The 25,535-nt window shown below is 30.9% G+C and carries 34 protein-coding genes; 25 read left to right on the forward strand and 9 right to left on the reverse strand.

The genetic code is table 11. The features are described 5' to 3' along the window. Position 1 precedes the first annotated feature (1 nt). The 5 genes from FC80_RS05565 (at position 2) to FC80_RS05580 (ending at position 2,265) form a co-directional block, all read left to right on the forward strand. Complete coding sequence (locus tag FC80_RS05565; RefSeq protein ID WP_057829141.1) at positions 2 to 520, forward strand: GNAT family N-acetyltransferase; 519 nt, start codon at positions 2 to 4, stop codon at positions 518 to 520. 180 nt (positions 521 to 700) lie between these two features. After that, positions 701 to 862, forward strand: coding sequence for a hypothetical protein (locus tag FC80_RS09545; protein WP_162260503.1), 162 nt, complete (start codon positions 701 to 703; stop codon positions 860 to 862). Between the two features lie 133 nt (positions 863 to 995). After that, on the forward strand, positions 996 to 1,301 hold the full coding sequence (locus tag FC80_RS09490) for a helix-turn-helix domain-containing protein (RefSeq protein ID WP_057829142.1): 306 nt from the start codon (positions 996 to 998) through the stop codon (positions 1,299 to 1,301). Positions 1,302 to 1,669: 368 nt separating this feature from the next. Then, positions 1,670 to 1,957, forward strand: a complete 288-nt coding sequence (locus tag FC80_RS05575; RefSeq protein ID WP_057829352.1) for a type II toxin-antitoxin system RelE/ParE family toxin — start codon at positions 1,670 to 1,672, stop codon at positions 1,955 to 1,957. Between the two features lie 14 nt (positions 1,958 to 1,971). Continuing rightward, positions 1,972 to 2,265, forward strand: a complete 294-nt coding sequence (locus FC80_RS05580) for a HigA family addiction module antitoxin (protein WP_057829143.1) — start codon at positions 1,972 to 1,974, stop codon at positions 2,263 to 2,265. Positions 2,266 to 2,417: 152 nt separating this feature from the next. On the opposite strand, the gene FC80_RS05585 is transcribed toward FC80_RS05580, so the two are convergent. Both FC80_RS05585 and FC80_RS05590 read right to left on the reverse strand, forming a co-directional pair. Beyond that, the gene (locus FC80_RS05585; RefSeq protein WP_057829144.1) at positions 2,418 to 2,720 is read right to left on the reverse strand and encodes a type II toxin-antitoxin system YafQ family toxin; all 303 of its coding nucleotides are present in this window, start codon (positions 2,718 to 2,720) and stop codon (positions 2,418 to 2,420) included. Further along, positions 2,710 to 2,988 (reverse strand): plasmid mobilization protein, encoded by a 279-nt coding sequence (locus FC80_RS05590; RefSeq protein ID WP_057829145.1) that lies wholly within the window; start codon positions 2,986 to 2,988, stop codon positions 2,710 to 2,712. The genes FC80_RS05585 and FC80_RS05590 overlap by 11 nt, the downstream gene beginning before the upstream one ends. A gap of 378 nt (positions 2,989 to 3,366) precedes the next feature. Here FC80_RS05590 and FC80_RS05595 point away from each other — a divergent pair, with 378 nt between their 5' ends. Then, positions 3,367 to 3,987 carry a DUF3885 domain-containing protein gene (locus FC80_RS05595; RefSeq protein ID WP_057829146.1) on the forward strand — a complete coding sequence of 207 codons (621 nt, stop codon included), beginning with the start codon at positions 3,367 to 3,369 and terminating at the stop codon, positions 3,985 to 3,987. A gap of 157 nt (positions 3,988 to 4,144) precedes the next feature. Next, on the forward strand, positions 4,145 to 5,326 hold the full coding sequence (locus tag FC80_RS05600) for a NupC/NupG family nucleoside CNT transporter (RefSeq protein ID WP_057829147.1): 1,182 nt from the start codon (positions 4,145 to 4,147) through the stop codon (positions 5,324 to 5,326). A gap of 131 nt (positions 5,327 to 5,457) precedes the next feature. Here FC80_RS05600 and FC80_RS05605 read toward each other — a convergent pair whose 3' ends face one another. Further along, positions 5,458 to 6,024 carry a GNAT family N-acetyltransferase gene (locus tag FC80_RS05605; RefSeq protein ID WP_057829148.1) on the reverse strand — a complete coding sequence of 189 codons (567 nt, stop codon included), beginning with the start codon at positions 6,022 to 6,024 and terminating at the stop codon, positions 5,458 to 5,460. Between the two features lie 161 nt (positions 6,025 to 6,185). Between FC80_RS05605 and FC80_RS05610 the strand changes: the two genes are divergently transcribed. The 3 genes from FC80_RS05610 to FC80_RS05620 are packed head-to-tail and all read left to right on the forward strand — an operon-like array spanning position 6,186 to position 8,842. Then, a complete protein-coding gene (locus FC80_RS05610; RefSeq protein ID WP_057829149.1) occupies positions 6,186 to 7,505 on the forward strand; it encodes a PTS transporter subunit EIIC in 1,320 nt (439 codons plus the stop codon). After that, positions 7,495 to 8,355, forward strand: a complete 861-nt coding sequence (locus FC80_RS05615) for an alpha/beta hydrolase (protein ID WP_057829150.1) — start codon at positions 7,495 to 7,497, stop codon at positions 8,353 to 8,355. Before FC80_RS05610 ends, FC80_RS05615 begins: the two co-directional genes overlap by 11 nt. A 16-nt stretch (positions 8,356 to 8,371) precedes the next feature. Beyond that, on the forward strand, positions 8,372 to 8,842 hold the full coding sequence (locus FC80_RS05620) for a hypothetical protein (protein ID WP_057829151.1): 471 nt from the start codon (positions 8,372 to 8,374) through the stop codon (positions 8,840 to 8,842). A 91-nt stretch (positions 8,843 to 8,933) separates the two neighbouring features. Here the strand turns inward: FC80_RS05620 and gap are convergent, their stop codons facing one another. Beyond that, positions 8,934 to 9,935, reverse strand: a complete 1,002-nt coding sequence (gene gap / locus FC80_RS05625; RefSeq protein WP_057829152.1) for a type I glyceraldehyde-3-phosphate dehydrogenase — start codon at positions 9,933 to 9,935, stop codon at positions 8,934 to 8,936. Positions 9,936 to 10,057: 122 nt separating this feature from the next. Here gap and FC80_RS05630 point away from each other — a divergent pair, with 122 nt between their 5' ends. From FC80_RS05630 to FC80_RS05640, 3 genes are all read left to right on the forward strand, one after another. Next, on the forward strand, positions 10,058 to 10,909 hold the full coding sequence (locus FC80_RS05630) for a helix-turn-helix domain-containing protein (protein WP_057829153.1): 852 nt from the start codon (positions 10,058 to 10,060) through the stop codon (positions 10,907 to 10,909). A gap of 31 nt (positions 10,910 to 10,940) precedes the next feature. Next, positions 10,941 to 11,765 carry a helix-turn-helix domain-containing protein gene (locus FC80_RS05635; protein ID WP_057829154.1) on the forward strand — a complete coding sequence of 275 codons (825 nt, stop codon included), beginning with the start codon at positions 10,941 to 10,943 and terminating at the stop codon, positions 11,763 to 11,765. A 74-nt stretch (positions 11,766 to 11,839) separates the two neighbouring features. Further along, a complete protein-coding gene (locus tag FC80_RS05640) occupies positions 11,840 to 12,253 on the forward strand; it encodes a hypothetical protein (protein ID WP_057829155.1) in 414 nt (137 codons plus the stop codon). 54 nt (positions 12,254 to 12,307) lie between these two features. Here FC80_RS05640 and FC80_RS05645 read toward each other — a convergent pair whose 3' ends face one another. After that, positions 12,308 to 13,168, reverse strand: coding sequence for a helix-turn-helix domain-containing protein (locus FC80_RS05645; protein ID WP_057829156.1), 861 nt, complete (start codon positions 13,166 to 13,168; stop codon positions 12,308 to 12,310). 103 nt (positions 13,169 to 13,271) lie between these two features. On the opposite strand from FC80_RS05645, the gene galE reads away from it, so the two are divergent. From galE to FC80_RS05685, 8 genes are all read left to right on the forward strand, one after another. Next, positions 13,272 to 14,261 (forward strand): UDP-glucose 4-epimerase GalE, encoded by a 990-nt coding sequence (gene galE / locus FC80_RS05650; protein WP_057829157.1) that lies wholly within the window; start codon positions 13,272 to 13,274, stop codon positions 14,259 to 14,261. Between the two features lie 51 nt (positions 14,262 to 14,312). Further along, positions 14,313 to 14,879, forward strand: coding sequence for a dTDP-4-dehydrorhamnose 3,5-epimerase family protein (locus tag FC80_RS05655; RefSeq protein WP_057829158.1), 567 nt, complete (start codon positions 14,313 to 14,315; stop codon positions 14,877 to 14,879). Between the two features lie 127 nt (positions 14,880 to 15,006). Then, on the forward strand, positions 15,007 to 15,963 hold the full coding sequence (locus tag FC80_RS05660) for a choloylglycine hydrolase family protein (RefSeq protein WP_057829159.1): 957 nt from the start codon (positions 15,007 to 15,009) through the stop codon (positions 15,961 to 15,963). A 52-nt stretch (positions 15,964 to 16,015) separates the two neighbouring features. After that, positions 16,016 to 16,477: a GNAT family N-acetyltransferase gene (locus tag FC80_RS05665; protein ID WP_057829160.1), complete on the forward strand. Its 462-nt coding sequence runs from the start codon at positions 16,016 to 16,018 to the stop codon at positions 16,475 to 16,477. A gap of 95 nt (positions 16,478 to 16,572) precedes the next feature. After that, on the forward strand, positions 16,573 to 16,971 hold the full coding sequence (locus tag FC80_RS05670; protein WP_057829161.1) for a GNAT family N-acetyltransferase: 399 nt from the start codon (positions 16,573 to 16,575) through the stop codon (positions 16,969 to 16,971). 25 nt (positions 16,972 to 16,996) lie between these two features. Then, positions 16,997 to 17,473 carry a GNAT family N-acetyltransferase gene (locus FC80_RS05675; RefSeq protein WP_057829162.1) on the forward strand — a complete coding sequence of 159 codons (477 nt, stop codon included), beginning with the start codon at positions 16,997 to 16,999 and terminating at the stop codon, positions 17,471 to 17,473. 110 nt (positions 17,474 to 17,583) lie between these two features. After that, on the forward strand, positions 17,584 to 18,027 hold the full coding sequence (locus FC80_RS05680) for an HIT family protein (RefSeq protein ID WP_057829163.1): 444 nt from the start codon (positions 17,584 to 17,586) through the stop codon (positions 18,025 to 18,027). Positions 18,028 to 18,111: 84 nt separating this feature from the next. Continuing rightward, entirely contained in the window at positions 18,112 to 18,615 is a 504-nt protein-coding gene (locus tag FC80_RS05685) for an HAD-IIIA family hydrolase (protein ID WP_057829164.1), read from the forward strand. Positions 18,616 to 18,941: 326 nt separating this feature from the next. Here FC80_RS05685 and FC80_RS05690 read toward each other — a convergent pair whose 3' ends face one another. Beyond that, complete coding sequence (locus FC80_RS05690) at positions 18,942 to 19,316, reverse strand: MerR family transcriptional regulator (RefSeq protein ID WP_057829165.1); 375 nt, start codon at positions 19,314 to 19,316, stop codon at positions 18,942 to 18,944. A gap of 70 nt (positions 19,317 to 19,386) precedes the next feature. Between FC80_RS05690 and FC80_RS05695 the strand changes: the two genes are divergently transcribed. Further along, positions 19,387 to 19,761 (forward strand): carboxymuconolactone decarboxylase family protein, encoded by a 375-nt coding sequence (locus tag FC80_RS05695; protein ID WP_057829166.1) that lies wholly within the window; start codon positions 19,387 to 19,389, stop codon positions 19,759 to 19,761. Between the two features lie 164 nt (positions 19,762 to 19,925). Beyond that, on the forward strand, positions 19,926 to 20,243 hold the full coding sequence (locus FC80_RS05700) for a hypothetical protein (protein ID WP_057829167.1): 318 nt from the start codon (positions 19,926 to 19,928) through the stop codon (positions 20,241 to 20,243). Between the two features lie 363 nt (positions 20,244 to 20,606). Here the strand turns inward: FC80_RS05700 and FC80_RS05705 are convergent, their stop codons facing one another. Then, positions 20,607 to 21,527 carry a GIY-YIG nuclease family protein gene (locus FC80_RS05705; protein WP_057829168.1) on the reverse strand — a complete coding sequence of 307 codons (921 nt, stop codon included), beginning with the start codon at positions 21,525 to 21,527 and terminating at the stop codon, positions 20,607 to 20,609. A 403-nt stretch (positions 21,528 to 21,930) separates the two neighbouring features. Between FC80_RS05705 and FC80_RS05710 the strand changes: the two genes are divergently transcribed. Together FC80_RS05710 and FC80_RS05715 are read left to right on the forward strand one after the other, a co-directional pair. After that, positions 21,931 to 22,230: a BrxA family protein gene (locus FC80_RS05710; protein WP_083486930.1), complete on the forward strand. Its 300-nt coding sequence runs from the start codon at positions 21,931 to 21,933 to the stop codon at positions 22,228 to 22,230. A 94-nt stretch (positions 22,231 to 22,324) separates the two neighbouring features. Beyond that, positions 22,325 to 22,552, forward strand: a complete 228-nt coding sequence (locus tag FC80_RS05715; protein WP_057829169.1) for a hypothetical protein — start codon at positions 22,325 to 22,327, stop codon at positions 22,550 to 22,552. 826 nt (positions 22,553 to 23,378) lie between these two features. On the opposite strand, the gene FC80_RS05720 is transcribed toward FC80_RS05715, so the two are convergent. Together FC80_RS05720 and lepB are read right to left on the reverse strand one after the other, a co-directional pair. Then, positions 23,379 to 24,224 carry a metallophosphoesterase family protein gene (locus FC80_RS05720; RefSeq protein ID WP_057829170.1) on the reverse strand — a complete coding sequence of 282 codons (846 nt, stop codon included), beginning with the start codon at positions 24,222 to 24,224 and terminating at the stop codon, positions 23,379 to 23,381. A 230-nt stretch (positions 24,225 to 24,454) separates the two neighbouring features. After that, positions 24,455 to 25,045, reverse strand: coding sequence for a signal peptidase I (gene lepB, locus FC80_RS05725; protein ID WP_057829171.1), 591 nt, complete (start codon positions 25,043 to 25,045; stop codon positions 24,455 to 24,457). Positions 25,046 to 25,535 lie beyond the last annotated feature (490 nt).

The following is a 25,535-nucleotide window of genomic DNA, read 5'->3' on the forward strand; positions in this document are numbered from 1 at the left end:
AATGATTATTGAATTAAAAAAATTGAGTATTGAGCAAGCAAGTGATTTTTGGGAATTAGCATTCAGTGATTCTGAGGCAGATTGGACTAAATGGAATGGTCCATATTTTTACGATGTTCTTCCAAGTAAAAAGGAGTTTGAATGTAGCGACAACGAGTATATTGAAAATCCATTTAGAAAAGTAATTTGGGTTGAAAAAAAGATGGTTGGAATGGTTTTTGCCTATTATGAAGATAAACCCATCAATAGATGGTTGGATATTGGTATTTCGATTTATGATCATTCAAAATGGAATAGCGGGATTGGAACAAGTGCATTGAAACTTTGGGTGAATGAACTCTTTGATCAAGTTGATTTGCCACATATTGGCTTGACAACCTGGTCGGGTAATGAGGGGATGCTACGGGTAGCGGAAAAAATAGGATTTCAAAAGGAAGCACAAGTTAGAAAAGTTAGATATTGGAAAGGATGTTATTGGGATTCAATCAAATATGGAGTACTCCGCAGTGAATGGCTATAAATAAAAGGGTTCTGGTGCAAAAATAATAAAACATCCATATTAACCCAGAGTGATAAAAGCTATGTAGTTAGCCAACTAATAATTTGTTCAACAATCTTCCCAAGTTGGTCCACAGACTATTTTGTTAATTTTGTACCAGAACCTTATTTACTAAGGGGTTCTTATACAAATTGGAGGGTAGTGGATGCTTATTTAGGAGTATTAGCTGTGTCGTTAGTTTGGTATATGCTTCTGTCTGGTAATAATATAAAAATGTTACTGATATTTTTTGCAATTGAACTTCCCGTAACTGTTGCAATTTTATTTATTAAAGACAAATTTTTAAATGATAAGAAAGAATAACTTTTTGAATTAGGTTATATTCCAAAAAAGAGGCGCTTTCTTCAAATAACACCTAAAAAGAGTGCGCAGAGAATCATTGTTTGCTCTTTTTGCGTTTTATCAGCATAATTATTTTGAAATCAGGAGGGTATTTATGAAATTTGGTAATCGTCTAAAAAAAGCAAGAACAGAATTGAATCTTACTCAAGAACAAGTTGCTAGAGATTTCTTTATTACTAGACAAACTATTTCTAGTTGGGAAAACGAAAAAACTTATCCTGACATTGCTAGCCTAATTAAATTAAGTGACTACTACCACATTTCACTAGATACTTTACTAAAGGAGTATTCTGGAATGAAGGAATACCTGGAAAAGAAAAATGTTGAAAAAGCGCTTATACCAGTGATTATTATTTTAGCCATTACTAATTTTTCTTTTTTACTATATTTTAGCTACTAATATTCTTAATCAACCAACTGTTATTTTACTTTTAGGAGTTTTAAATGCTATTGCTTTAATTCAATTATTGACAACTCAATTAAGACTAAGAAGAATAAGATTGCCTGATAAGAAAATTGATCTCTTTTTTTGCTTTTTTGTTAGTGCTCTTGGAATTCTGTTCATTTTATTTAGCCAAAGATTATTTGGCGGTATAGTACTAGGACTAGGTATTGCCAATATGTTAAAGTATCTTTTCTCAAGGTTTGGATCTAAGCTTTAAAAGAAGGATTTATAAGTCTCTAATGGGCCCTGAAATATATCTGTTTCACATATACATGCAATTGAGGTATAATATAGTTAAATTACATCAAAGGAAAAACTATGATATGATAAGAAGTTTTGCAGACAAGGAAACTAAGAAAATATATAATCAAGAATTTTCTAAAAAGTTACCTCAATCAATTCAGAAAGTAGCTTTACGGAAGCTAATTATGTTAGATAATGCTACGAATATCAATGATTTAAGAGTTCCACCTGCTAATCATTTAGAACAATTAGCGGGAGATCGAGAAGGACAGTATAGTATAAAAATTAATGCACAATATCGACTTTGTTTTTCAGTTGAGAATCATAGTGATTTTACCAACGTCGAAATTATTGATTATCACCATTAAAGGGAGTGAATATTATGAATAAGATCCCAACACCAAAAACTAGCGAAATTTTGAGAGAAGAATTTATGGAGCCTTTGAATCTTTCAGCCTATGCATTGGCAAAGAAAATCAATGTACCAACGTCTAGAATACAAGACATTTTACATGATCGGCGACAAATCACTGTTGATACATCTGTTAGATTAGGCAGGTTTTTTGGAGTTTCTGACCGCTATTTTTTAAACTTACAAAATGATATAGATATTCGTAATGCAGAAGAAGAAAAAGGAAATGAGTATAGTCAGATTCGACAATATGAACTTGGATAGATTTAAATAGCCATGAATCATTGTTTTGGATTCAGGGTCCATTTTTTTACAAATAACCCCTCAAAAACATTGTTAAAATAGCCCCTAGTATCTATAATTTAGATATTGGGGGTTATTTTAATTTATTTTTTATAAGTACCCCTAAACTATAGCTATTGATTCCAGATTTCATGGGAGCCAGTTGCAACCAATAACAAAATCAATTCATCATGGTCTAGCTGATAAATAACAATCCAGTTGTCATAATTTTTACCATAGTTTCCATATCTGGCAGGGTGAAATTCACGATAGCCGCGCCAATTTCCTTTTAATGCATGATCTTTAATCTGTTTCAAAACAAGTATATCTTGTTCAACAATTGCTTTTAAACAAGGCTTCAAGACAGTTATTGGAAAATGCTTTTTGACTAGTTTTTTTAACTCACGTTCAAAAGATTTGGTCTGTTTAATTTGCATCCAACTTATCGATCCAATCTTCAAAGTCAGTCAATGAACCAATATTTTTGACCTGCCCTGTTTCTGCTTCTTTTTTAGCTGCTAGGCCTTCCGGAGAATCTAAAAAGCTGACTAATCGAACTTCATTATTGGCCGCTTTAACTAACGATAAGCGAATATACTCAGAAACGGTTAGCCCTTGTTTTGCTAGATTAGCTTTAGCCCGTTCACTAATATCAGGTGTTACACGAGTTGAAATTGTTTTGTTTTTAATAATAGTATTTCTCATTCTAATCCGCCTCCTTTAAGTTTACCATCGTACTACATTATAATATTCGATTTTTAGATTTTCTGCAACTAAATTAATTTTAAAGTAAAGAAACTAACAGCTTATGCAACAAGTTGTCTTACCAATCAAAGATTCGAATGTTCTTGAAGAGGTACAAAAGGTTCTGGTGCAAAAACTCCCCCAATATCTACATTATAGATATCAGGGGAGTCATCTTTATATTCAAAAAACTACTTCTTTCATTTATCATCAATACTGAACAACAATTTTTGCACCAGAACCAATAAAAGTATTTACAGGATTTTTTTTAATTAATATAGTTATTTTATAAAAAAAGTGTGATAATGAGTTAAAGCATAAAAATCGGGGAGAACTAAAATGGTAGATTATATTAGCAGTAAATGGAAAATACCAAATTTAATGTATCCAAATTTTTTTCATCTTCAGCGTGCAGATATAGAGTTTGCTAAGAAAGAAAATCAATTTGATATAAATGATAATCTGAATGAAAAATATTTTAATACAGTTTTGAAAGAAATGGAGATGTTTTTTAATCTTTATTTTCCTGATAATAATGACTACAATATAGTATTACAAATAATTGAGCCTATTGATAATGATTTGAAATTGATAGCACAAGATTTTTCTTTGTATGATGATAAAAATGTTGAAAAAATAGCTGACTTTTCATATGTTCAGTCGAATGTTTGTTTTCGTAGAATTCATGCTAGTAAGGTTCATGAACAATGGTTTTCAACCAATAAGAGAGATTTCGATATGCATTACCTCTTTAAAATGATTGCTAATCAGGATTTTCCTAATTTGAAGCCACAATTGATGATTAGAGGAGAAATTTATACTTTTAATCTTTATTTCGTAAACGATAAAGTTATTTATAGTCCCTATGATGATAGAGGGGCCGAACTTAAATTTTTTGATAATGTAGACTATCTTAATTTTATCGAGAAATATCCCGAGTACTTGCATCAGAGTTTTTAAATTCATAAAGATTCCTAGTACACTAGATAATATGTTAACAAAGTAGCCTTAATTAATTCTTAATCAAATTTAATTATTTGTTTCGAATTTGCTATGTTAGAATATTTGATAGTGTATTTTTTAATACCTAAATCTATAGGCGCTATAGGAGGTTGAAATGAATTTTTTATTTTTAGTTACTGGATTATTATTCGTGTTTTTTATTGGATGGCTGGCAAGCAGTGATCGAAAAAAAATTAAGTATAAAAGAATGGGTATTTTGCTATTATTGCAAATTTTGATTTCATTTCTATCATTACATACAAAAGGCGGCATCAAGACGCTTTCTGGAATTTCAGCGTTTTTCAATTGGCTAATGGTACAAGCTGCAGGCGGAGTCAATTTTGTTTTTGGTGGTTTACTAGTTAAATCAGGTAGTAGTGTGTTCTTTTTGAATGTATTGATGCCAATCGTTTTTATTTCAGCATTAATTGGAATCTTGAATTACATTAAAGTCTTACCTTTCATAATTAAGTGGACTGGCTGGGCTTTAAACAAAATAGCTCATGTGGGGGAGTTAGAAAGTTATTTTGCAATTTCAACGGCTATTTTGGGACAGCCGGAAGTTTATTTGACAATTAAGGATCAAATTCCAAAGCTTAATGAAAAAAGGATGTATACAATTTGTGCTTCGGCAATGAGTGCTGTATCTGCTGCACTTATTGCATCATATATGAAGATGATTCCAGGCAAGTATGTGGTTGTTGCTGTTTTTTTGAATATTTTGTCTGCGTTAATTGTATCAAGCATTATTAATCCATATGATGTAGATGAAACTGAGATAATTAAGATTGATAAGACTAATAATCAACCATTTTTTGAAGTTTTAGGTACCTACATTTTGGATGGATTTAAACTTGCAATTACAGTTGGTGCAATGTTAATTGGATTTATTGCTTTAATCACATTTTTAAATAATTCATTTTTAGTAATCATTCATGTTTCTTTCACAACTATTTTGGGATATATTTTTTCACCAATTGCATGGTTAATGGGCGTTCCAAACAAGGATATTATTAAAGTAGGCTCGTTGATGGCTACCAAGATTTTGACTAATGAATTTGTTGCAATGGGTGACTTGCAGCAGATGACAACACATTTATCTGTAAAAGCAAATGCAATCATTTCTGCATATCTTGTTTCCTTTGCTAATTTTGGGACGATTGGAATCGCAACAGGTTCAATTAAGGCAATCAGTCAAAAACAAGGAAGCTATATTGCCAAGTTTTCGATGAAACTTTTGTTGGGTGCAACATTGGCATCAATTTTGACAGGAACAATTGTTGGTTTTTACTTTTAAATATTGAAAACAATAATTTACTAAAAAAATAGGGATTAAGTCAATAATTAGTTTTGACTTAGTCCTATTTTTGTTAACCATGCATTATAGCGGAAAACTTTTTCGAATAATGTGACTTATATAAAGCCCTTTTAAGATCTTTTCATTGAATTTGCTAGCCATTCACTTTTTAATAGTGACCATTCATTTAAATCTCTAAATTTATTATTGGCATATTTTTCAGCTTCCCGATTAATACCGTCCAGATGGAAATTTAATTTTTGGGCAACTAAATTGCTTGGCTGATTATCAATTGCTGCTCTAATTATAATTTTATTGAGTTGATAATCGGTAAAGCCAACTTCAAGCATTGCTAAAACTGCACGATGCATAATTCCCTTGTGGGTCCATCGTGTCCCTAGCCAATAACCAATATCTGCAAGTTTGTTTACATTATCAATTTTATTAAAGCTAATCATCCCAACTTGTTGATTATGGTAAAAAATTACACAATTCAAAGAATTTCCAGCACCAAAGTGTTTAAGGGTCACAGCAAGAAATTCCGCCTCTTGTTCGACTTTTTTCATCTCTTTGGCCCAAGGCAACCAAGGTGCAATTTCATTTTTACTTTCTTGAATTTCTTTAAATAAAACTTTGGCATCAAGGTTGATGACTGGTAGGGAAATACTAACATCTTCATCGTAATTAAAACTAAACAAATTGAATTCTCCTTTATATGTGACATACGGACAAAGAGTATCATAGTATCAAAACGAATTCAATATAAAAAAAGCACGAGAAAGCAAAGAGTGTTAAACAGATTTTTATGTACTATAATAGTAACCAAATTGTATGCCTAGTAAAAGAAAGAAGGTTCAGAATGAGAAATTATATTAGATATTTAGTTTCATTTGAGCACTTTATTAAGAATTGTATGCTTTTTCGTATTATTAATGAAACTTTAGTTTTGCTATTTCCATTCGTATTAATTGGAACTTATATTGATTTACTTCGAAAGACAGTTTTTGAAAAGAACGGCTTTTTGAACAACATTTACTATGTTAGTACTTGGCTTTTCGGGTTTAAGTTAATTGGGAATTTTTTGACACTTTTAGACTTGAGTGTAAATGGTGTAATCGCCATAGCAATGGCTTACTTAACAGCTAAAATCACAACAAAAAAAAATACAAAATATAATCTTGCTGCCAGTTTGACAGCAGTATTTGCCTTTATGATTATGAACTTTAATGGAAGCCATTATTTGAAAAATAATAATCAGCAAGTTGGTAAATTTCTGGCTACAAATTTCAGTTATAGTGGATGCTTTTGGGCACTAATAGTAGGACTAGTAACTGGGTGGATATTTAACAAATTTTTTAGAGTTAACCAAGTTGCTTCAGTAATAGATAGTGAGAATCAAGATTTACAGGAATGGCTTGCAACTACTTTGAAACCTGTTGCTATTACATTATTGTTTTTTGGAATATGTAGTTGGATGTTTAGTTTATTCAGTAAAGTCGGAGCAAATCATTTGATTACAACGCCAGTTCACCTAGCAGTTTCACATGGATTTTTAATCCCAATAGTTGCGATTTTTTCTATTATCTTCAATAATATTCTCTGGTTGTTTGGTATAATTGGATTATTTCAATTCAATGATATTAATGCTGGAAGAACTGTTGAAAATCTCGAGTATGCAATTCAACATGGTTCGGCATGGGGAGCACCTAACCCAGTAACTTTACATATCTTAATTGACAGTTTTGCAAATATTGGTGGACCTGGAATGTTATGTGCAATGTTACTTGCGATTCTATGGCGTAGTCGTAATAAGGATCTGAAAACCATTGTACGAGCGATATTTGTTCCAAGTATTTTCAATATTACACAGAGTCCATTAGTGGGATTAATCATTTTAAGAAGCCCTGTTTTGGGAATTCCCTTTTTATTAACCCCAGTCGTATCTGTTTTCCTAACATGGCTAGCACTACATTTTTCTTTGATTGCACCGAGTGTTTATCCTTTAAGTAAGGCAACACCAGGTATTTTAGTTGGTTGGTTAGGAACAGGTGGTACGTGGCAATCATTAGTATTTGGAATAGTTAATGTTGTGATTGGAACAATACTGTATCTTCCATTTGTATTGGTTGGAAATATGTCTACTCTAAAGCAAGAACAGGTGAAGTCAGATGAAAAGTAAATTGTTACGAACTACATTACTAATTATTGTGATAATTGGAATTTGTATTCCTGCATATCAATGGAATCACAGTAATATCGTCCGACTACGTAATGCTGGTAAAACAAGAATGGCACCAATTATTATGGTTCCAGGTTCTAGCGCAACAAAAAACAGATTTGATAATTTGATTAGTGAATTAGGTCATGAGGCTCCTCAACAGCATAGTGTGTTAAAGGTTGTTGTTAAAACAGATGGAAAAATCGAGACAACTGGTTCAATTGCCCGTAATGATCAACAACCATTTATTGTAGTTAGTTTTCAAAATAATAAGGATGGTAAAAAGAATATTGATTTGCAGTCTAATTGGTTAAACCTTGCATTCAAAGAACTAGTTAAAACTTACCATTTTAATCATTTTTCTGCGCTGGGTCATTCCAATGGAGGATTAATTTTGACACTTTTTCTTGAAAAATACTTAAAAGAATCTCCAACTGTTTCCATTGATAAATTGATGACGATTGCGACTCCCTATAATATGGAAGAAGAAAATTTGAAAAAGAAAACCGCAATGTTCAATGAATTATATAAATATCGTGATGGACTACCTAAATCACTTGTTATGTATTCGATTGCTGGAACAGAAAATTACAATAGTGATGGAACGGTCCCTTATAATAGTGTGAACTTTGCTAAGTATATCTTTCAAGATAATGTTAAGAATTTCACTGAAATTACGGTTACAGGTGCAAATACAGCTCATTCAGATTTGCCACAAAATAAACAAATTGTTGCGTTAATTGGACAATATATTCTGCGTGAAAATTTTAAGCCATCGCAAATACAAGGTAATAATAAAAATAATAATTGAAATTTAAGGAGAAAACATGGGATACAAGGTTAATTTTAAAGACATAGAAATTGTTGGATTAGAACAATCTCCATATGCAGCTTCTTTAGCTGGATTGAGAGCTAATGAGGCACGTTATTTTTGGAATAAGTTTAAATTTGAATACACAGTTTTCCCAGCTGAAAAAATGGAAAAGCAAGTTGAATGGTTGGCTAAAATATTAAAAGAAGAAAAAGATATTATAATTCATTCGAAAGTTTTAGAGGTCGCAATATACGAGGATGAAAATATTTATTGGCCTGATTTTATTTTCGAAAATGGGATGATTTTGAATGTATTATATGAAAAAGAGGGTGAAAAACCAAAAAGGGCTGTTGGAATTAAGCTTTGTCAAGATATGGAGATTCCAGCGGAGCTAAAAGATAAATTTAATTTTGCACGTCAACGTTCAAAATTAGCAGGTGAGATTCGTGGAAGTTATTTCAAATTAAAAAATAAATGGATGTAAATTAATAGTGGGGCTAGACCAAAATGTTATTTTGGCTTAGTTCCACTATTTTAATATGGTTTATTCTGTTTATAAATATTCGGTTCTTTGATTATAGTTGTGCAAAATATTTCAAAGTTCTAACAGGTTGAGAAGTATATGACATCTCGTTATCATACCAAGCTACAGTTTTAACAAGTTGTTTTCCACTAGATTCCATTACCTTTGTCTGCGTTTCATCAAAGAGAGACCCATAGGTTATACCGATGACATCTGATGAGACAATTAAATCACGGTTGTACCCAAATGATTCGTCTGTGGCAGCTTGCATTGCGTTGTTTATTTCTGCAACCGAGACCTTCTTTTCAAGAACCGTATAAAGTTCAGTTAAAGAACCTGCCTTTACAGGAACACGTTGTGAAACACCATCTAACTTGCCATCTAGCTCAGGAATAACTTGACCAATTGCTTTTGCAGCACCTGTCGAAGTTGGAACAATATTTTCGGCAGCTGCTCTTGCACGTCGGAAGTCTCCTTTACGATGAGGGCCATCAAGCGTCATCTGATCACCAGTATAAGCGTGGATTGTTGTCATTAGACCTTCAACAATTCCAAAGTTTTTGTTCAAAACATCTGCCATTGGAGCAAGTGAATTAGTTGTACATGAAGCACCCGAAATAATGGTATCTTTATTTGTTAAACTCTTATGATTGGTGTTGAACACAATTGTCGGGACATCGTTACCAGCAAAAGCAGAAATTAAGACTCTTTTTGCACCAGCAGTGATATGTGCGCTTGCTTTTTTTCTTGAAGTAAAGAATCCAGTACATTCAAGGACGATATCAATTCCAAGTTTGTTCCAAGGCAATGTTGAGGGATCTTGTTGTGCAAACACCTCAATTTCGTGACTATCTGCAATCAACTTACTTTCTGTTGATAATACTGTACCTGAATATTTGCCTTGAGTTGTGTCATATTTTAGTAGATTTGCAAGCATTTTAACATCTGTCAAATCATTGATTGCAATAACTTCGATTCCTTTAATTTTTTGGATTCTTCTAAAAGCCAATCTTCCAATTCTACCAAACCCATTTATTGCAACTTTTACAGTCATAATTACATTCCTCCATTTATTTTTACTTGACTACTCCAAAAGTATAGTTGATACTTCAAAGTGAAGTAATATGTAAAACGAAGTAATTAACTATATTTTTTGCAAAAAATGGAGTGAAAATCATGGCACAAAAGGACCGTTATAAAAATCGTTTCGTTAATATTGATTATATTGTCAATAATGATTTGGATATTCAAAATGAGGATGGTTATTGGTTAACACTGGTTTCGACAGGTTCTTTTGAAGCAGTTTTAAATGGAGTTATCCGAAAAGTAGATTCTCCAAGTCTGATGTGCTTGACACAACAAGATATATTGCAAATTACAAAAAAAACAAAAGTGGTAGCAACCACGATTAAGTTTGATAATGAATTCTTGTGTACTTTACGAGTTTCGGAAAAGAAATATTTGGAGTCCAATAAGCCAAGTATAAAAGCGGGAATGCAACTCTTTAAAAAGCGCACTACAAATTGTGGAATATATCAAATCAATACCAAAATATATCCTAAAATTCTAGAAAAGTTTTTGATTGCAGGTGGTGAAATACAGGTTCAAAGTGATGAATTTTGGGTTTGCCGGATTAAAAAAAATTTGATTGAATTACTTTCACTAGTGGATGAACTTGAAAAAAATCAGGAGAAGAGTCCACTTAATCTCGCACTAAATTATATTCACGCTAATTATGCTGAAAAAATTACGCTTGATAAACTGTTACAAGTGTCTTTGCTAAATCGAGATTCTTTGAATAAGATATTTAGAAAAAACTTTAAGTGTACTGCGTTACAGTATTTGCAGCAGTATCGAATTAAAATTGCAAAGGAGCTGTTGACGCATACTGGATTGAGTTTAAATGAAATTGCAATTGCTACCGGTTTTTCTTACGATACATATTTTATTAAAAAATTTGAAAAATTAGTTCGGCAAAAACCTACAGACTTTCGCAGAAAAACACGCAAATTAGCTGCTTACCAATGAAAATATATATTAAAAAAGTAGGTGAAAAAATATGAGTGATTATTTGGGATTTTCATTAAAGAAGGCAAGACAGAAACTTAAGTTAACACAAAAAAATGCATCGGAAGGAATTTGCGCACAATCGATGCTTTCTGCAATTGAAAATGATAAATATATTCCAAATGCAATGCTTTTAATCAAACTATGCAAACGACTTAATATTAGTTTAGATGAAATTAACTTGGTGAAAAATTTTGAAATTGCCACTAATCATGATATAAATACACAGCTAAATGAGTTATGTAATAATCATGCTTATGGAGAACTAAAAAATTTTTTGCTTGATGATAGTGTAATTGAACAAATTCAAACTGCCACTCAACTTCAATCTTATTATTATTACTTGGGAGTTGCAGTTTATCAGATTGATAATAATTTAGATGAAACTAAAAGAAATTTAAAATTATCATTGTCGAGCGATGAAAGTAAAAAAAGTAACACTCAAAAAAGTTTAGCACTTATTTCATTAGGACTTATTAATGCAAAACAAGGGAATTCAACTGAGACAAATAGGTTATTAAAGGAGGCAGTAACTTCTTTGGATGATCTTGAGTATGAAGAAAATTTAAACGTGATCTATTATCTTGCTGCCTTGATATATTTTGAGTTAGAAAATATGAATAAGGCAACGTTTTTGATAGAAAAAGCAATTGTTTATATTACAAACCATAATTCTCATTATATGTTAGCGAATTGTTACTACTTAATGGCTTGCATTGCAAAAAAAAGTGGTGAAACGGATAAACAACAAGAAGCACAGGGAAAAAGTAGCTTTCTAAATGAACTATTTGGGGAAAAGCTTAACGAGAATTTATGAATTATCAGAATACTGATTATCAATTAAAAACATAATTATATATATTAAGACTATCAAATAAGGAGGTCTTAATTATGGAGCAAAAATTATTTACAAATAAAGTGGTGCTCAATGCAGATATTGATAAGGTCAAAAATGTATTAAATAATCCTGTTAATTTAATCAGATGGGTGCCCGAAATTTCAGATGTTACAAATACAGCAGATGGTTTTGCGATAACCCGGACAGAAAAAGCAATTAATAAAAATGAGGTAATTTCTGTAGTTAATAAAGATAATGAGATTGAATATCAGAGTGTAGGTGACAAAATAAAGTATAGAATTTTGTTTTCTTTGGGTAATGAGAATGAGCAGTGTGTGATTAAAGAAAAAGTTTACGTATCAGAAGAATTAGGGATTAAATTACCATTTAAATTGTTAAAACCGATTGTGAAACATGCATTTAAAATAAATTTACAACATCTAGCAATGTTTATTGAAAAAAATTAATAATTAACTTAAAAAGACTGGGTCAAAGCATAATTTTGACTCAATTTTTTTTACTTAATGGTCTGCTAGTACTGTTGTTACAAGTTTTTTTAAACTATTGGCATTTGTAGAATAATTAAGATATTCAAAGATTTCAATGTTTTCATTAATTTCTTTCATACATTCGCTTTTTTCGGGATGAAGTTTTAAATCTGCTAGGGCCACTAAAACATTAGATATTATAAGATAATGTAGCTTTTTGCTATTATGTGCCTTCAATTGAGCTTTTTTTGCATATTCTAATGCAGATTTATATTCTTTTTTTCTTAAGGCAAGCTCAGTAATATTATTAAAAAAAAGGATTACTTTTTCGATATATCCAGAAAAATTTAATTTTTTTGTTTTTTCCTCAAATTGTCTAGCAAGTATTTTGGCAATATCAAAATCAGCCAGAAAAATTGAATTAGCTAATGTTCTAATCTCGAATTCATGCCAATTTTTACAAGCCAATAGATAGTTGAAAATGAATTGATAGTTGTCAATAGTAACAAATCCTTTGTTTGTAAATTCAACTAGTCCAAGCATATTAAGTCGTTTGATTTTAAGTCTAATACTTCGTTTAGCTATATCATCAGTAAAAACATCCTCTAAATAATTAGCGAGTTCATTAATTTTTTGTTCCGTGGATAATTGATTTGTTTTCTCAATATACACTCTATCAATGAGTGAGTAGTTATTACCCAGTTCTGTTTGAAACTCCATCAAAGAGATATCAAGATTCTGTAATAATCCAAGAAGTTTATCGTAAGAAGGAAAATATTTACCATGTTCTAAATCCGAAAGATGTGATCGCGATATTACATTTCTTGCAATCGTTTCTTGTGTTAAATTTTTATCGACTCTTATTTTTTTAAGCAAAAATCCTATATTTTCCATTATCTTTACCTCAATTGTCGGAATAAGTAACAAAATATACTATTTACCTTATTATATCTTAGACTTTTATTGAAAAGAAGTCTTTTATAAAGGAGTAATGGTGATGAGTATACTTGTTTTGGGTGGTGCTGGTTATATCGGATCACATATGGTAAGAAAGTTATTAGATGAAAATGAGGATGTTGTTGTAATAGACAATTTATCGAATGGTCATGTAAAGGCAATTGATAAACGTGCATTTTTTATTAAGGGGGATATCCGTGATAAAGACATATTAAAGCTAGTATTTGGGAATTTTAAAATTGACACAGTTTTTCATTTTTGTGCAGATATGCAGATTCCTGAATCACTAAAATTTCCAAACAAATATTTTGATAATAATGTTTATGGACTGATTGCTTTAATTGATGTTATGAAGGATTTTAAAATTGATAAATTAATTTTTTCATCTTCAGCTGCTGTATATGGTATTCCTAAAAAAAGTCCAATCCTTGAAAATTCTGATAAAAATCCAATTAATCCCTATGGACTAACTAAACTGATGATGGAGCAAATAATGAGTTGGGATGGAGCTGCATATGGAATTAACTGGGTATCATTTCGTTATTTTAATGTAGCAGGAGCTCAGTTAGATAGTAGTATTGGAGAAGCCCATTCTCCAGAATCACATCTGATTCCAATTGTACTTGAAGCAGCAGCCCATAAACGAGATTATGTTTCTATGTGTGGAAATGATTATCAAACAAGAGATGGATATAATATTCGCGACTATGTTCACATACTTGACCTTGTCGAAGCTCATTTTCTTGGCTTAAAATATTTGCGAACTGGTGGGAACAGTGATGTTTTTAATATAGGTTCAAAAAAGGGATACTCAGTCAAAGAAATTGTAAATGCTATAAAAGAACGAACAGGCATTGATTTTAAAGTGGTAGATGCTCCAAGACGCGGTGGTGATCCAGATGAACTTGTAGCAGATAGTACAAAAATTAGACGGATACTTGGATGGAATCCTAAATATAGTGATTTAAATAGTATTATTGACTCATCTTGGAGTTGGTTAAGAAAAAATCCTAATGGTTTCAAAAAATAAAAATATGTAGATTAATTTTAAATTGATAAATGGAAAGATTGGTGAATTTAAATGCAAACAAAAACTAATTCAGTAGCTGTGTTAGATTCAAAAATAGAAGGGCTAAAAATTATTAGTGCTAAAATGGTTACTGACAATCGAGGAACTGTTAGGGAACTTTACCGGAAAAGTATTTACAGCAACTATTTGAAAATTGCAGATTTTTCATGGTCACAGATTAATTTAACTCGAACTAATTATGGCGCAGTTCGAGGCCTACACGGAGAAAATATGTCAAAGCTAGTTACAGTGGCATTTGGCTCTGCCTTTGGAGTGTACGTGGATACAAGAAATAGCAGCAAAACAAGAGGAAAAGTGGTAACAGTTAGTTTGGTACCAGGTGTTCAGGTTTTTGTTCCAGAAGGAGTATGTAATGGATTTCAAGCTCTCGAAGATAATACAGAGTATCTCTATTTCTTTGATAATGAATGGAGTTCTGAAATTTCTGGAGTGGCTTTAAGTCCCTTAGATGATGAGTTAAAAATAAAGTGGCCAATTCCTATTGATTCAAATAATCGAGGACAAATATCGTTAAAAGATGTTAATGCTCCAAATTTTAGAGAACTTATCAGAAAATAATTTTTACCAAAATTAGATGAATGGTAAAACAATTATAATTGTTTACTACAACTTATTTTTGTAGAATTAGCGTGGTTGATATAAGATGGAGAAGTAGCCATGTGATTTCAAGAAGGGAATGAGTGTAGTGTGTACAGCAATAACTTTTTGTACAAAAAATGATATTCATTTTTTAGCGCGAACAATGGATTTTTCTTTTGAATTGAATGGGAGACCTATTTATATTCCACGTAACCATGAATTCAAGTCATTGGTACCAGAAACAAGTTTTATGACAAAGTATGGATTTATAGGTGTTGGTAAAAATATCAATGGCTATATTTTTGCAGATGGTTTTAATGAGGAAGGATTCTCAATTGCTTCTTTATACTTTGAAAAAAACGCACAATATAGTAAAAATTCACAACCAGGACGGCTGAATATTTCTTCAACAGATATGGTTTCTTGGGCATTAGGTAATATAAAATCAGTTGCTGAATTTGAAGAAAGGTATTCAGAAGTAAATGTTGTTGATACAATTAATCCGTTTCTTCAAGTTAATGTTCCACTGCATTGGATTATTGCAGATAAGACAGGAGATACTGCTGTGTTAGAGATTACTAAAAATGGTGTTAAACTCTATCATAATCGAGTAGGAGTAATGACTAATTCACCATCTTTTCCATGGCATATGGAAAATTTGAATCATTATACAAATTTACAACCTACTGAATTTGAAGAGAAACAATATGGTGATTATGCTACGATCTCAGATGGACCTGGGTCTGGAGCTTTGGGTCTACCAGGAGATTATACTTCAACTTCACGTTTTGTTAGGACATCTTTTTTAAGACAGTATGCGAAACAAGATAATGTAGAGGACTTAAAAACTGGTGTGACTGCAGTATTACACATTCTAAATTCGGTTGACATCCCCAAAGGTGTCAAGATTACAAAAAAAGGATTTGCGGATTATACGCAATATAAGGGCATTATGGACTTAAATGGGTTAAGTTACTATTTGATGGCGTACGATGATACTAATTTAACTCAGATTGATTTGACAGATGAATTATTGAAAAAAATTGAAGTAAAGAGTTACTAAAAATGCTTCATAAAAGTTAACAAAATTAATTGTTTTTTTAGGAGAAAAATATATGGCAGATGTCAAGATATCAGCAATTTCCTCTATCAATGCTGATTTGTTTAGTCTTTTACTGGAAGCAGATCCTTCAGAAGAAATTATACGCGGATATATTAATAGGGCGTATAAATTTGTTGCTTGGTTAAGTGATATCCCTGTAGGAATTTTGCTTTTACTAGACACTCATCCAAACACAGTCGAAATTGTTAATATCGCTGTTTCCAAAGACTTTCGTAACCAAGGTATAGGAAGTGCATTACTTGGTTTTTCAGCCGAATGGGCTAAAGGAAAAAAGTACAAGGTTATTGAAATAGGGACGGGAAGTACAAGTTTTGAACAGCTTTATTTATATCAAAAGTTTGGATTTAGGCCTTTTTCAATTGATCATGATTTTTTTGTTAAAAATTATAATCAGCCAATTATTGAAAATAATCTTGTATTAAAAGATATGATACGGTTGCAACAATACTTATAATAATTACCGAATTTTTATTTTTATATTATTGTAAGTGACATACAGATAGTTTTAGACTAACACTAGATAATATTGTCAAACAGGAGATAGATAAAATGATACTATACACTAACAAGAGAAAAATTAGAGCAGTAGAATTAGCAGAACTATTTTTTTCATCTGGAATTCATCGTCCTATAAACGATTTACCACGGTTACAAAAAATGTTAGATCATGCCAATATTCTCTGGACCGCTTGGGATGAGAATAAGTTGGTAGGAGTAGCCAGAGCTTTAAGTGATTTTAGTTATGTTTGTTATTTATCAGATTTAGCAGTTGCCAAAGAGTATCAAAAACGAGGTATTGGGCAATCATTAATTAATAATATTCATGCTCAAATTGGTGAAGATGTTTCATTAGTTCTTTTAGCTGCACCATCTGCGTTAGAATATTATCCGAAGGTGAACTTTGAAAAAATTGATAATGCCTTCTTGAGGAGAAGACGGCCTTTCTAATATACAATCAAAAGAGGTTACTAAATTGATTATAAATCGTATTTTTAGAGACTCAGATGCAAGTGAAGTGGCCAGCTTGGTCAGGAAAACAATGTATACAACTAATATCGGAGATTACTCTAAAGAGTATATAGAAGCTGATCTCAAAAAACTTACTGCACAAGATTTCATTGAAAAAGCTAAGTATTTCCATTGCTATGTTTTGGTTAATGATACTGTTAATAGAATTGTCGCAGTTGGCTCGATAGGTCCTTATTGGGGAAAAAAAGATGAAAGCAGTTTTTTTAATGTTTTTGTTTTACCTGAGTATCAAGGTATGGGGATTGGCCGCAAATTAATTAAGCTATTAGAGAATGATATCTTTTTTTTAAGAGCTAAAAGAATCGAAATTCCAGCTTCAATTACAGGATTAGGTTTTTATCAAAAAATGGGTTATCGCTTTAAAGATGGGAATGATTCTCTTGATAATGAACAGCTCTATCGATTGGAAAAGTTTAATTAAAAATGTTTAAAAAGTCTGATTTTTTGTAACACAAGTGAATAATCATGTACATAGCTTTGATAAGAATTTGCAGGATGTTATTGATTAAAAAATTACTAGGAGAAATTAAAATGTCGCAATGGTACGAAAATCGAATTGATTCTGCGATTAACGGAACTAATCCAATGGTTATGGCAGAGCTAGAGGGCGGATATGCGGTTTTTGGGGATGTACAATTTCTCCCCGGTTATTCAGTCTTATTACCAAAAAGAAATGTTTCATCTTTAAATGATTTAAATATAAATGAAAGAACTTGTTTTTTACGGGATATGAGTATTTTGGGAGATGCAGTTTTATATGCCTGTAAAGCAAAAAGAATCAATTATGATATATTAGGCAATACAGATGGTTTTCTACATGCACATGTTTTTCCGAGGTATTCAACAGAGAATCCTCAAAGATTGAAGAAGCCTGTTTGGTTGTATAGTCCTGATTATTGGACTAACCCTAAATATAGCTATAATCCTCAAAAACATGATCAGATAAGGAAAACAATAACAGATTATTTGATTTAAATGTGTAAATAAAAAGACTAGTGCCACTTTCAGATATTAACACTAATTAGAAAAATACTGATTATAATGAGGAAAATTCATACAATGACAAGTCAATATACAACTGTTTTTATTGATCGTGATGGGCATTTTCAGTCTTTGCAAGATTTTGAAATATTTTCTTATACCTTAGAAGCACTTCAGAAATTAAAAAAAAACAAAATTAAAGTATTTGGACTATCCAATCAGACACATATTGAAGATGGTAGAATCAACTATTATGATTTTTTTGATTCTCTTATTTCAATGGGATTTGAAGATGCTTTTATTTGCCCTCATTCTGAAAGTATCAATTGTAACTGTAGAAAACCAAAAAAGGGTCTGATTGAGCAAGCGCATGCAAAATATGATTTTGAAAATAGCAAGTCAGTTATCATTGGTGATCGATACTCATCTGACATGCGACTTGCTCTTGACTGTGATATGCTGGGAATTCACGTTGCAACAGGAAAGCATGAACCAATTGTTATTTTAAATAATAAATATAGCATTGATAAAATTGTTGAAGTTGAAACATTAAAAGAGGCTGTTGATTATATTATTGATTGAATAATGTTAAATTACTCTTTGTTACTAATGTTTTGAATCTGATTCTTAACTTTCTAGAAAGTTGAGCCAAGCAAATAATTTGTGAGGATTTCTCGCTTTTGGCAATAAATGAAGTGCTTGCTTCTAGATTGTCATTGAAATGTTGAATTTTTTCTAAATTAAAAAAAAGAGGCTATTTCCTTATGTTCTATACCAAGATTGTTGGTCTGCAAAGCTACTTTTTTAATATATGTTAATAGAGATTCAGAATAGTTTTTTTCAAACAGCATAATTTTTACCATTTAATCACCTCGTTAGTTATTTCTAGTGCTCAAAATTTGAAAATGTTAGTTACCACGGGTCTGTCTTTTAGCTAACATTTCGTTGTAAATTTCCTTCTTTTTTTGTAGAAAGTCTAATTGTTTTTGTAATTTCAAAAACTCTTTGTTTAATAATTGCTGTTGTTCATCAAGAAGCGTGATTCGTTTTTCGATTGTTTGGTCTCCTTGTTGCCTTAAATAAGAATATTCACGAATGTTCTCTAGTGGCATTCCAGTTTGCTTTAGTCGTAATACAAATTTCATCCAATTTAAATCAGTATCAGTAAACTCGCGATAATTATTTTTCAATCTGTTCGGTTTGAGGATGCCTAAGTTTTCATAATATCTCAAAGTTGGTACTGAAAGACCTGTCAATTTAGAAAATTGTTGGATTTTGTACATAGTTTCTCCTTGCTATAAAGTTAACTTGATAGTTTATATTAATAATATCAAATCAAAGGAGAGTTTACTAATGGACAATATACGGTATAAAAAAGGAATCAACAATCTTGATAAAATTGACGGTAAAGCTGGAAAAATGGTCATAGACTCATTGAGAGATATTTCTCCAGAAACGGGGCAATTTATTATTGAGTTTGCCTTTGGGGATATTTATGAAAGAAAAATATTAAATTTGAAGCAAAGAGAAATGATTACCCTCAGCAGTTTATTAACACAAGGAGATACACATAATCAATTAATAGTTCATATTAATGGTGCTCTAAATGTCGGATTAACTCAAAATGAGATTATTGAAATTTTCATTCAATGTATTCCATACGTTGGATTTCCGAAGGTACTCAATGCTATAAGTACGGCAAAAGAAGTATTTAACTCAAAGAAATAGTTTAATAAATTAAATTATTTGGGTTCTTTTTCAACAGCTGTTGAGAGAAATTTGTATAAGAAAATCAATTCAAAAATGAATTGATTTTCTTTTTTTAATACATTAAATAGGGAACTGAATCAAAATTTAGTTTTTGACCCATCCCCCTTTTAGAAGATGAAAAAATGAAATTAGTTGAGTACAATGATAAATGCAAAAGTCAGTTGAAATCTTATAAGGTAGGAGATGATATGTACACTGGATTACCGCAAAACGTAGTCATTATTTCTCAAAAAAATAAAAACTATCATTCAGTCCTATTAATTAAGGATTTACACGAAATTAGTACTTTCTTTATGTTGAATTATGACGAAGATAAATTTAAATATATGACTGCTACAAAAAGTGTTCTATTACGAAGTTTTTCAACTAAGGAAGCTTTTTTTAAGAAAAGGGTATGCATTAAAAGCTCTACATTTATTACCAAATTATATCCACAATAATTATCCTGTGGTGAAAAAATTGTTATAGGTGTAAATGAAAAAAATTTAGCTGCTCAAAATCCTTATGAAAAAGCAGCATTTATAAAAAATCCCAAACTTACATCGGGAAAAAGGGGAAACAATTTATTTTCAGTAAAGAAATATAGAAACTAATCTACGAGGTAACTAAATATGTACTTGAAAATGGAACAAATACTACATTGGTTAATTGAATAAAAAATTACGTTTCTTAGCTAAAATAAAGGAGTTACCATTTGATTATGATAAAAACTGCAATTTTTTAAGATATTCATGAAAATTTGAGTGCATTAAACATTTTTTATGAAGATGCTAAAAATAAAATAAAGATTTCTCATTTTTTTGTTATTCTAATTGTATAAACTGCGTAGGTAAATTTTCTGCTTCACGTTGATTAATGGACTTTCCATTTGCATCTTTCCATTCCTTTCTCCCATTTACCGATGATCCCGTAATAAAAGAGGCTGCTGCTGATGGACTAGTAAAAAGTATATCTTCTAGTAGAATGAAATTTTCATCATAATGATTTTTAGCAAGCTCTCTGTTTTTTAGTGTTCCGCTACTAGCTGATTTTGAAATTTTTTTCTTTAGCTTACTTCCTTTAAGTACAACAAATCCTTCACTTGTTTGTTTTCCTTTGGCAATAATTTTTTGTGCAGTATGTGTTTTAATTGTGAGGGTAAGAATTGGCTCATTATCAAGCAATTGTGCAGTAGTACCAGTTGTAGGTTCGTTAATTATAGGTTCAAAAATACTATATCCTAATGCACCAATTACTATTTTTGTATAATCAATAAATTCTTCTAATTCAGATTCCTTTTCTTCAGTGACATTTCCAAGAGTAGGTTCATTTGCATTTTTTACGATATACCTTTTACTTTTAGTTGCTATTTTTGTATATTTATTTTCGAGATAGCTAATTTCTGTTGGACCAAAAATATTATTCGAAGTAGTAAACACAACAGCTTCAGTCCAATAATCTTTCTCCGGATTACGTTTGTGTTCCTGAAGTCTATGCAAAATTCCTTCTCCGTTTTTTCTTACTCCAGCTTGTCCTATGTACACAATATTTTCTTGTGTTTCGTCGGAAGTACTAAATAAAAAATAAACCCCAGTTTGTTTTAGAGCTTCAATATTTTTTGCTTGTTCTAAGGCGGTTCTTGGAATTTTATATGCTACTCCTGTCCAGTTAGCTAAGGAGCATTTAATACGTCCCTTTGGTGTGCCATCTATTAAATATAACTGAATTGTTTTGCCTTTCGCCATTTAATCAACAACCTTTCTTAATTACGTCGAATATCTCACCTTTTATTATATCATTTTGTATGTAATCTATATCTTTTCAATCACAAAATTTTATCCTCACAAGGTCAAGATGCGGGTAAGGATGAATAATTACATACTTATTTTAAGAACAGTACAAAATTGGTATAACGTGATATCTTTTTGTGATGTACTATATATAATTTCTTTTATCCAGTGATATAATAAAAGTAATATGTGGATATTTTGTTTGATTAAAAGATAAAAGAATGTCTTAAAAAAAGAATTGAGTGTATCTTTAACTAATATTTATTTAAATTATAAGTGCTTTATCTAATTGTAATTTTGTTTTGTGTTATTAAGATAAAATTAAGCCTGACCAAATTATTGAAGGAGAATAGTCAGCATGACGGAGAAAAAATACAGTGCAGGATTAGTTTCACAACGATTCTGGTTTTATGAAACTAAGCAATATATTAAAATGTTAAGTGAGGGTAGAACTGATATAGAAATTAAAAAACTTAGTGAGGAGGAAAATATATTTGGAGCAGCTAGTACAAGCCGCGCAAAAGAGACCTACAGAGCAGCACATCGCCGTATCAATGTTTTAGGAAATGAAATGCAAGGGTTGTTTCTTAAATTAAACCTTGATAATCAAAAAATTACTGTTTTGATATCAGTCCTTTTGTTAAATGATTTAATGTAGCTCTTTTGGTATAATTAAAAATAAAAAAGCACTGGTTGCAGATAGCACCTTCAAAACAATACCCCTTACATAGAAAGGATATCCAACATGTATAATGACCAGACCGTACTTAGTATTAAAACTGACTGGGAGCCAAAAGAAAATCATCCTGCATTGGGCATATCATCCTAAAGACGATTATTTTTTTGATCCACAAGAAGTTAGAGTTAGAGTTAGTTTTTATGATTACCGTAAGCGCAAAGACAAGTACGGATTTGTACGTGAATTTAAAGAGTATAAGGCAAACAAACTTGATAAGGAAGTAGCAATTATACTTCACTAATTAGATTACCAGATGCAAAAGTTAGTCATGAATTAAAAACAAGTCAAGCTAAGTCTTTGAGAGGTTCGTTGACCAGAGACCTACACATACCAGAATAGCAGGAATTAAAGAAGTCATGAGGATGTTTTTAATGAATTTAATTACAGAGAGAAGGGCAATCATGGAAAAAATATATCTTTATTGAAACTCTTACTCGTAAAAATACTGGTAACAACAAATTACCAGTATCCGCAAAATGGTATTAAGTGAGAACGAAGAAAGAAATGGAAACAAAAAGGTTCATAAGCAAACTGAATTTTACAAAATTAATCGAATATTTGATTATAAACAAAATGTAAAGCATTCTAAAAACACTAATAAATAATGATTTAAAGCTAATTTAACTAGAAATAATTAATTAACTTCAGCAAGTTTTAAACACGTAAATCAGTCAAATTCATTGAATAAATCGCTAAATTAATGAGTCTAGGTATGAAAATTAAAAAAAGTCGTCAAAATTCAATCAGTAAATCTAATTGCTTTTGCTGATTTTAATTTTCAACGACTATTTTTTTTCAAATTTTTGTGCCCTTTTTTCAAATTTTATTTTCTTTTTCAAATTTATTCTTACTCACTTTTATACGCTAAAACATTGTTTTAACAGTCTTTTGAGACATATATATGAGTAAGAGGGGGTTAGAATAAAATGGGCTCTTGAAAGTTTCCATTTTAATTCTAGTTTACATAATATATATTATCGAAAGTAGAATTAAAGTGAAAATAAAGGACTTTTGTCTTACTTGTACCTTTGCTGACAAATTGTTTCTCAATTACTCACTATTTTGGCCTAACTGTTCAGATAATTTTGCATTTCTTTAACAAATTCATTTTTTTCATTAATTTTTCCGAGAACATCTAAATCATGAGTATGTGTAATTCCAGTTGTTAATGTTTCTTTATATAATTCGAGATATGGCAGTTTTTGATGTAAAGCGTACTTAATTTCCTTTTCAATATCGTAACTCACTTTTCGAAAAATTACGTTTGAAACACCAATTTGATCTAATTCTAAAATTGCGTACTGAGCCCTTCTGTCTTTCATTAGATTTGAGTTCATAGAAAATGGCTGTCCAATCGTTCCGGGATTAAGAATCATCTGCCCTTTGCTTCCGTAACGTAATAATTGAGTATGTACATGCCCGTATATTGCAATGTCAGGATGTTGTTCATTTTCGACAAGTTGATCGAAGTTACTTTGGTTGGATGTAACCATAAGCTCTGGACCGTAGTTTTTTTCGGGCAAATTATGTGAAATACTGACATCAAGTCCAAAAATATTCCTGCGCTCAACAATGTTAAGTGAATTTAGCAAATCAATATAAGTCTTTTTTAGGTGAATCTTTGTATACTTACTTAATATTCCAACATAAACATCAGAAGAGTCAGCAAGGTTAATATTTTGGGGATCATTAAGCACTTCAAGAAAGCAATCGTCCCAATTTCCTTTGATAAAAACAGTGGTGTTATTTGACTCTAATAGTTCAAATAACTCATTTCCACCAGGTCCTGGCATAATTAGGTCACCTAAAAACCAGCATTCAGTTACGCCATTGTTTTTAGCATCTTTCAATACAGCCTCAAGCGCTGTACGATTACCGTGCACATCCGAAAGTAGAGCAATTTTTTGAGTCATAATGATCTCCTTTAATAATTCTGTTGATTTAACAAGACTAGTATACTAAATCAGATGAACTAAAAAAAGGTTAGTTCAGAATAATATTGTAGCAAAAGTACCTTACTAATTACTCTAAATTATAGCGAAATAAAAAAGAGTAATATTGTATCAAAAAGCAACTCGATACAATATTACTCTTTTAAGCGTTATTGAATTCCTTTTCTAAAAACGATTACTTCTTCCAAAAATTAATTATCAGAATAAGAATTAATAAGAGCTTTTTTTGAATTCCAAAATGGAACTTTTACAACGCCATCAATTTTGCTTTTAGGAACAAAACCATAATAACGACTATCATTTGAATCTTTTCTGTTGTCTCCTAGTACAAAATATTCTTTTTTAGGAACGACAAATGAATTACCCGTTCCCAATTTGACACCTTTTGCTTCTGCCAACGCAAGTGTTAAAGTGCCCGTAGATCTTTGATATTTAGTAATATAACTCTGCGACATTTTCTTACCGTTTACATATAACTGTCCGTTAGTTTTATATTCAATTTTATCTCCAGGTAGGCCAATCACTCTTTTTACATACTTAGTTGATTTTGTGACTGTGCTATTATTTTTATCCACCCCATATGCGTTAAAAACAATTACAGTATTGTGCTTTATTTTAGCTTGTTTAAGTAACATCACCCGTTCGTTGTTTTGTAAAGTTGGGTACATAGACGTACCATCAACCCTAACTATACCAAACCAAAATTGTCTAACTAATAAAGCTATAAGTAAACCAACTATAATGGGCACTATCCAACTAAAGATTTCTTTGATGATTTTCAATTATCTCTATCTCCTTAAGTTACTTTGAAAAAAACGATTTACTATAATTAAGCTTAGAATTTTTTTTGATTGCAGTGTGTTTATTTTTTTTTAAAATCCAAATATAATAGGCAAATAAACCACAAAAGGCCAATTCATAAAGGCTAAACCAAATATTGCTGACATATAGAAATGGTAGAGACATTGCAATGCAATCAAGAAGTATTTTAAACAGGAAGCTTCCATGCATAAAATAAATCATATTGCTAATTATTGCTAGCACCCCAAAAACAACTAACAATATGGTCAAGCCGATTATAATCGAAAAAATATTCGAGTTATTTGCAATTTTTTCTGCGTTTGCAGTGGAATAACCATGTTGAAGATAATACCTGACAAGTAGTCTAAAAAAAGTATCATTTAGCACATACAAAACACCCAAACCCCCAACAATTATATTCAAAAACTTGTTCAATCACTCATCTCCCTTGAAAAAATTAATTAATTATTA

The sequence above is a fragment of the Liquorilactobacillus cacaonum DSM 21116 genome, from assembly GCF_001436735.1.
GTDB lineage: Bacteria > Bacillota > Bacilli > Lactobacillales > Lactobacillaceae > Liquorilactobacillus > Liquorilactobacillus cacaonum.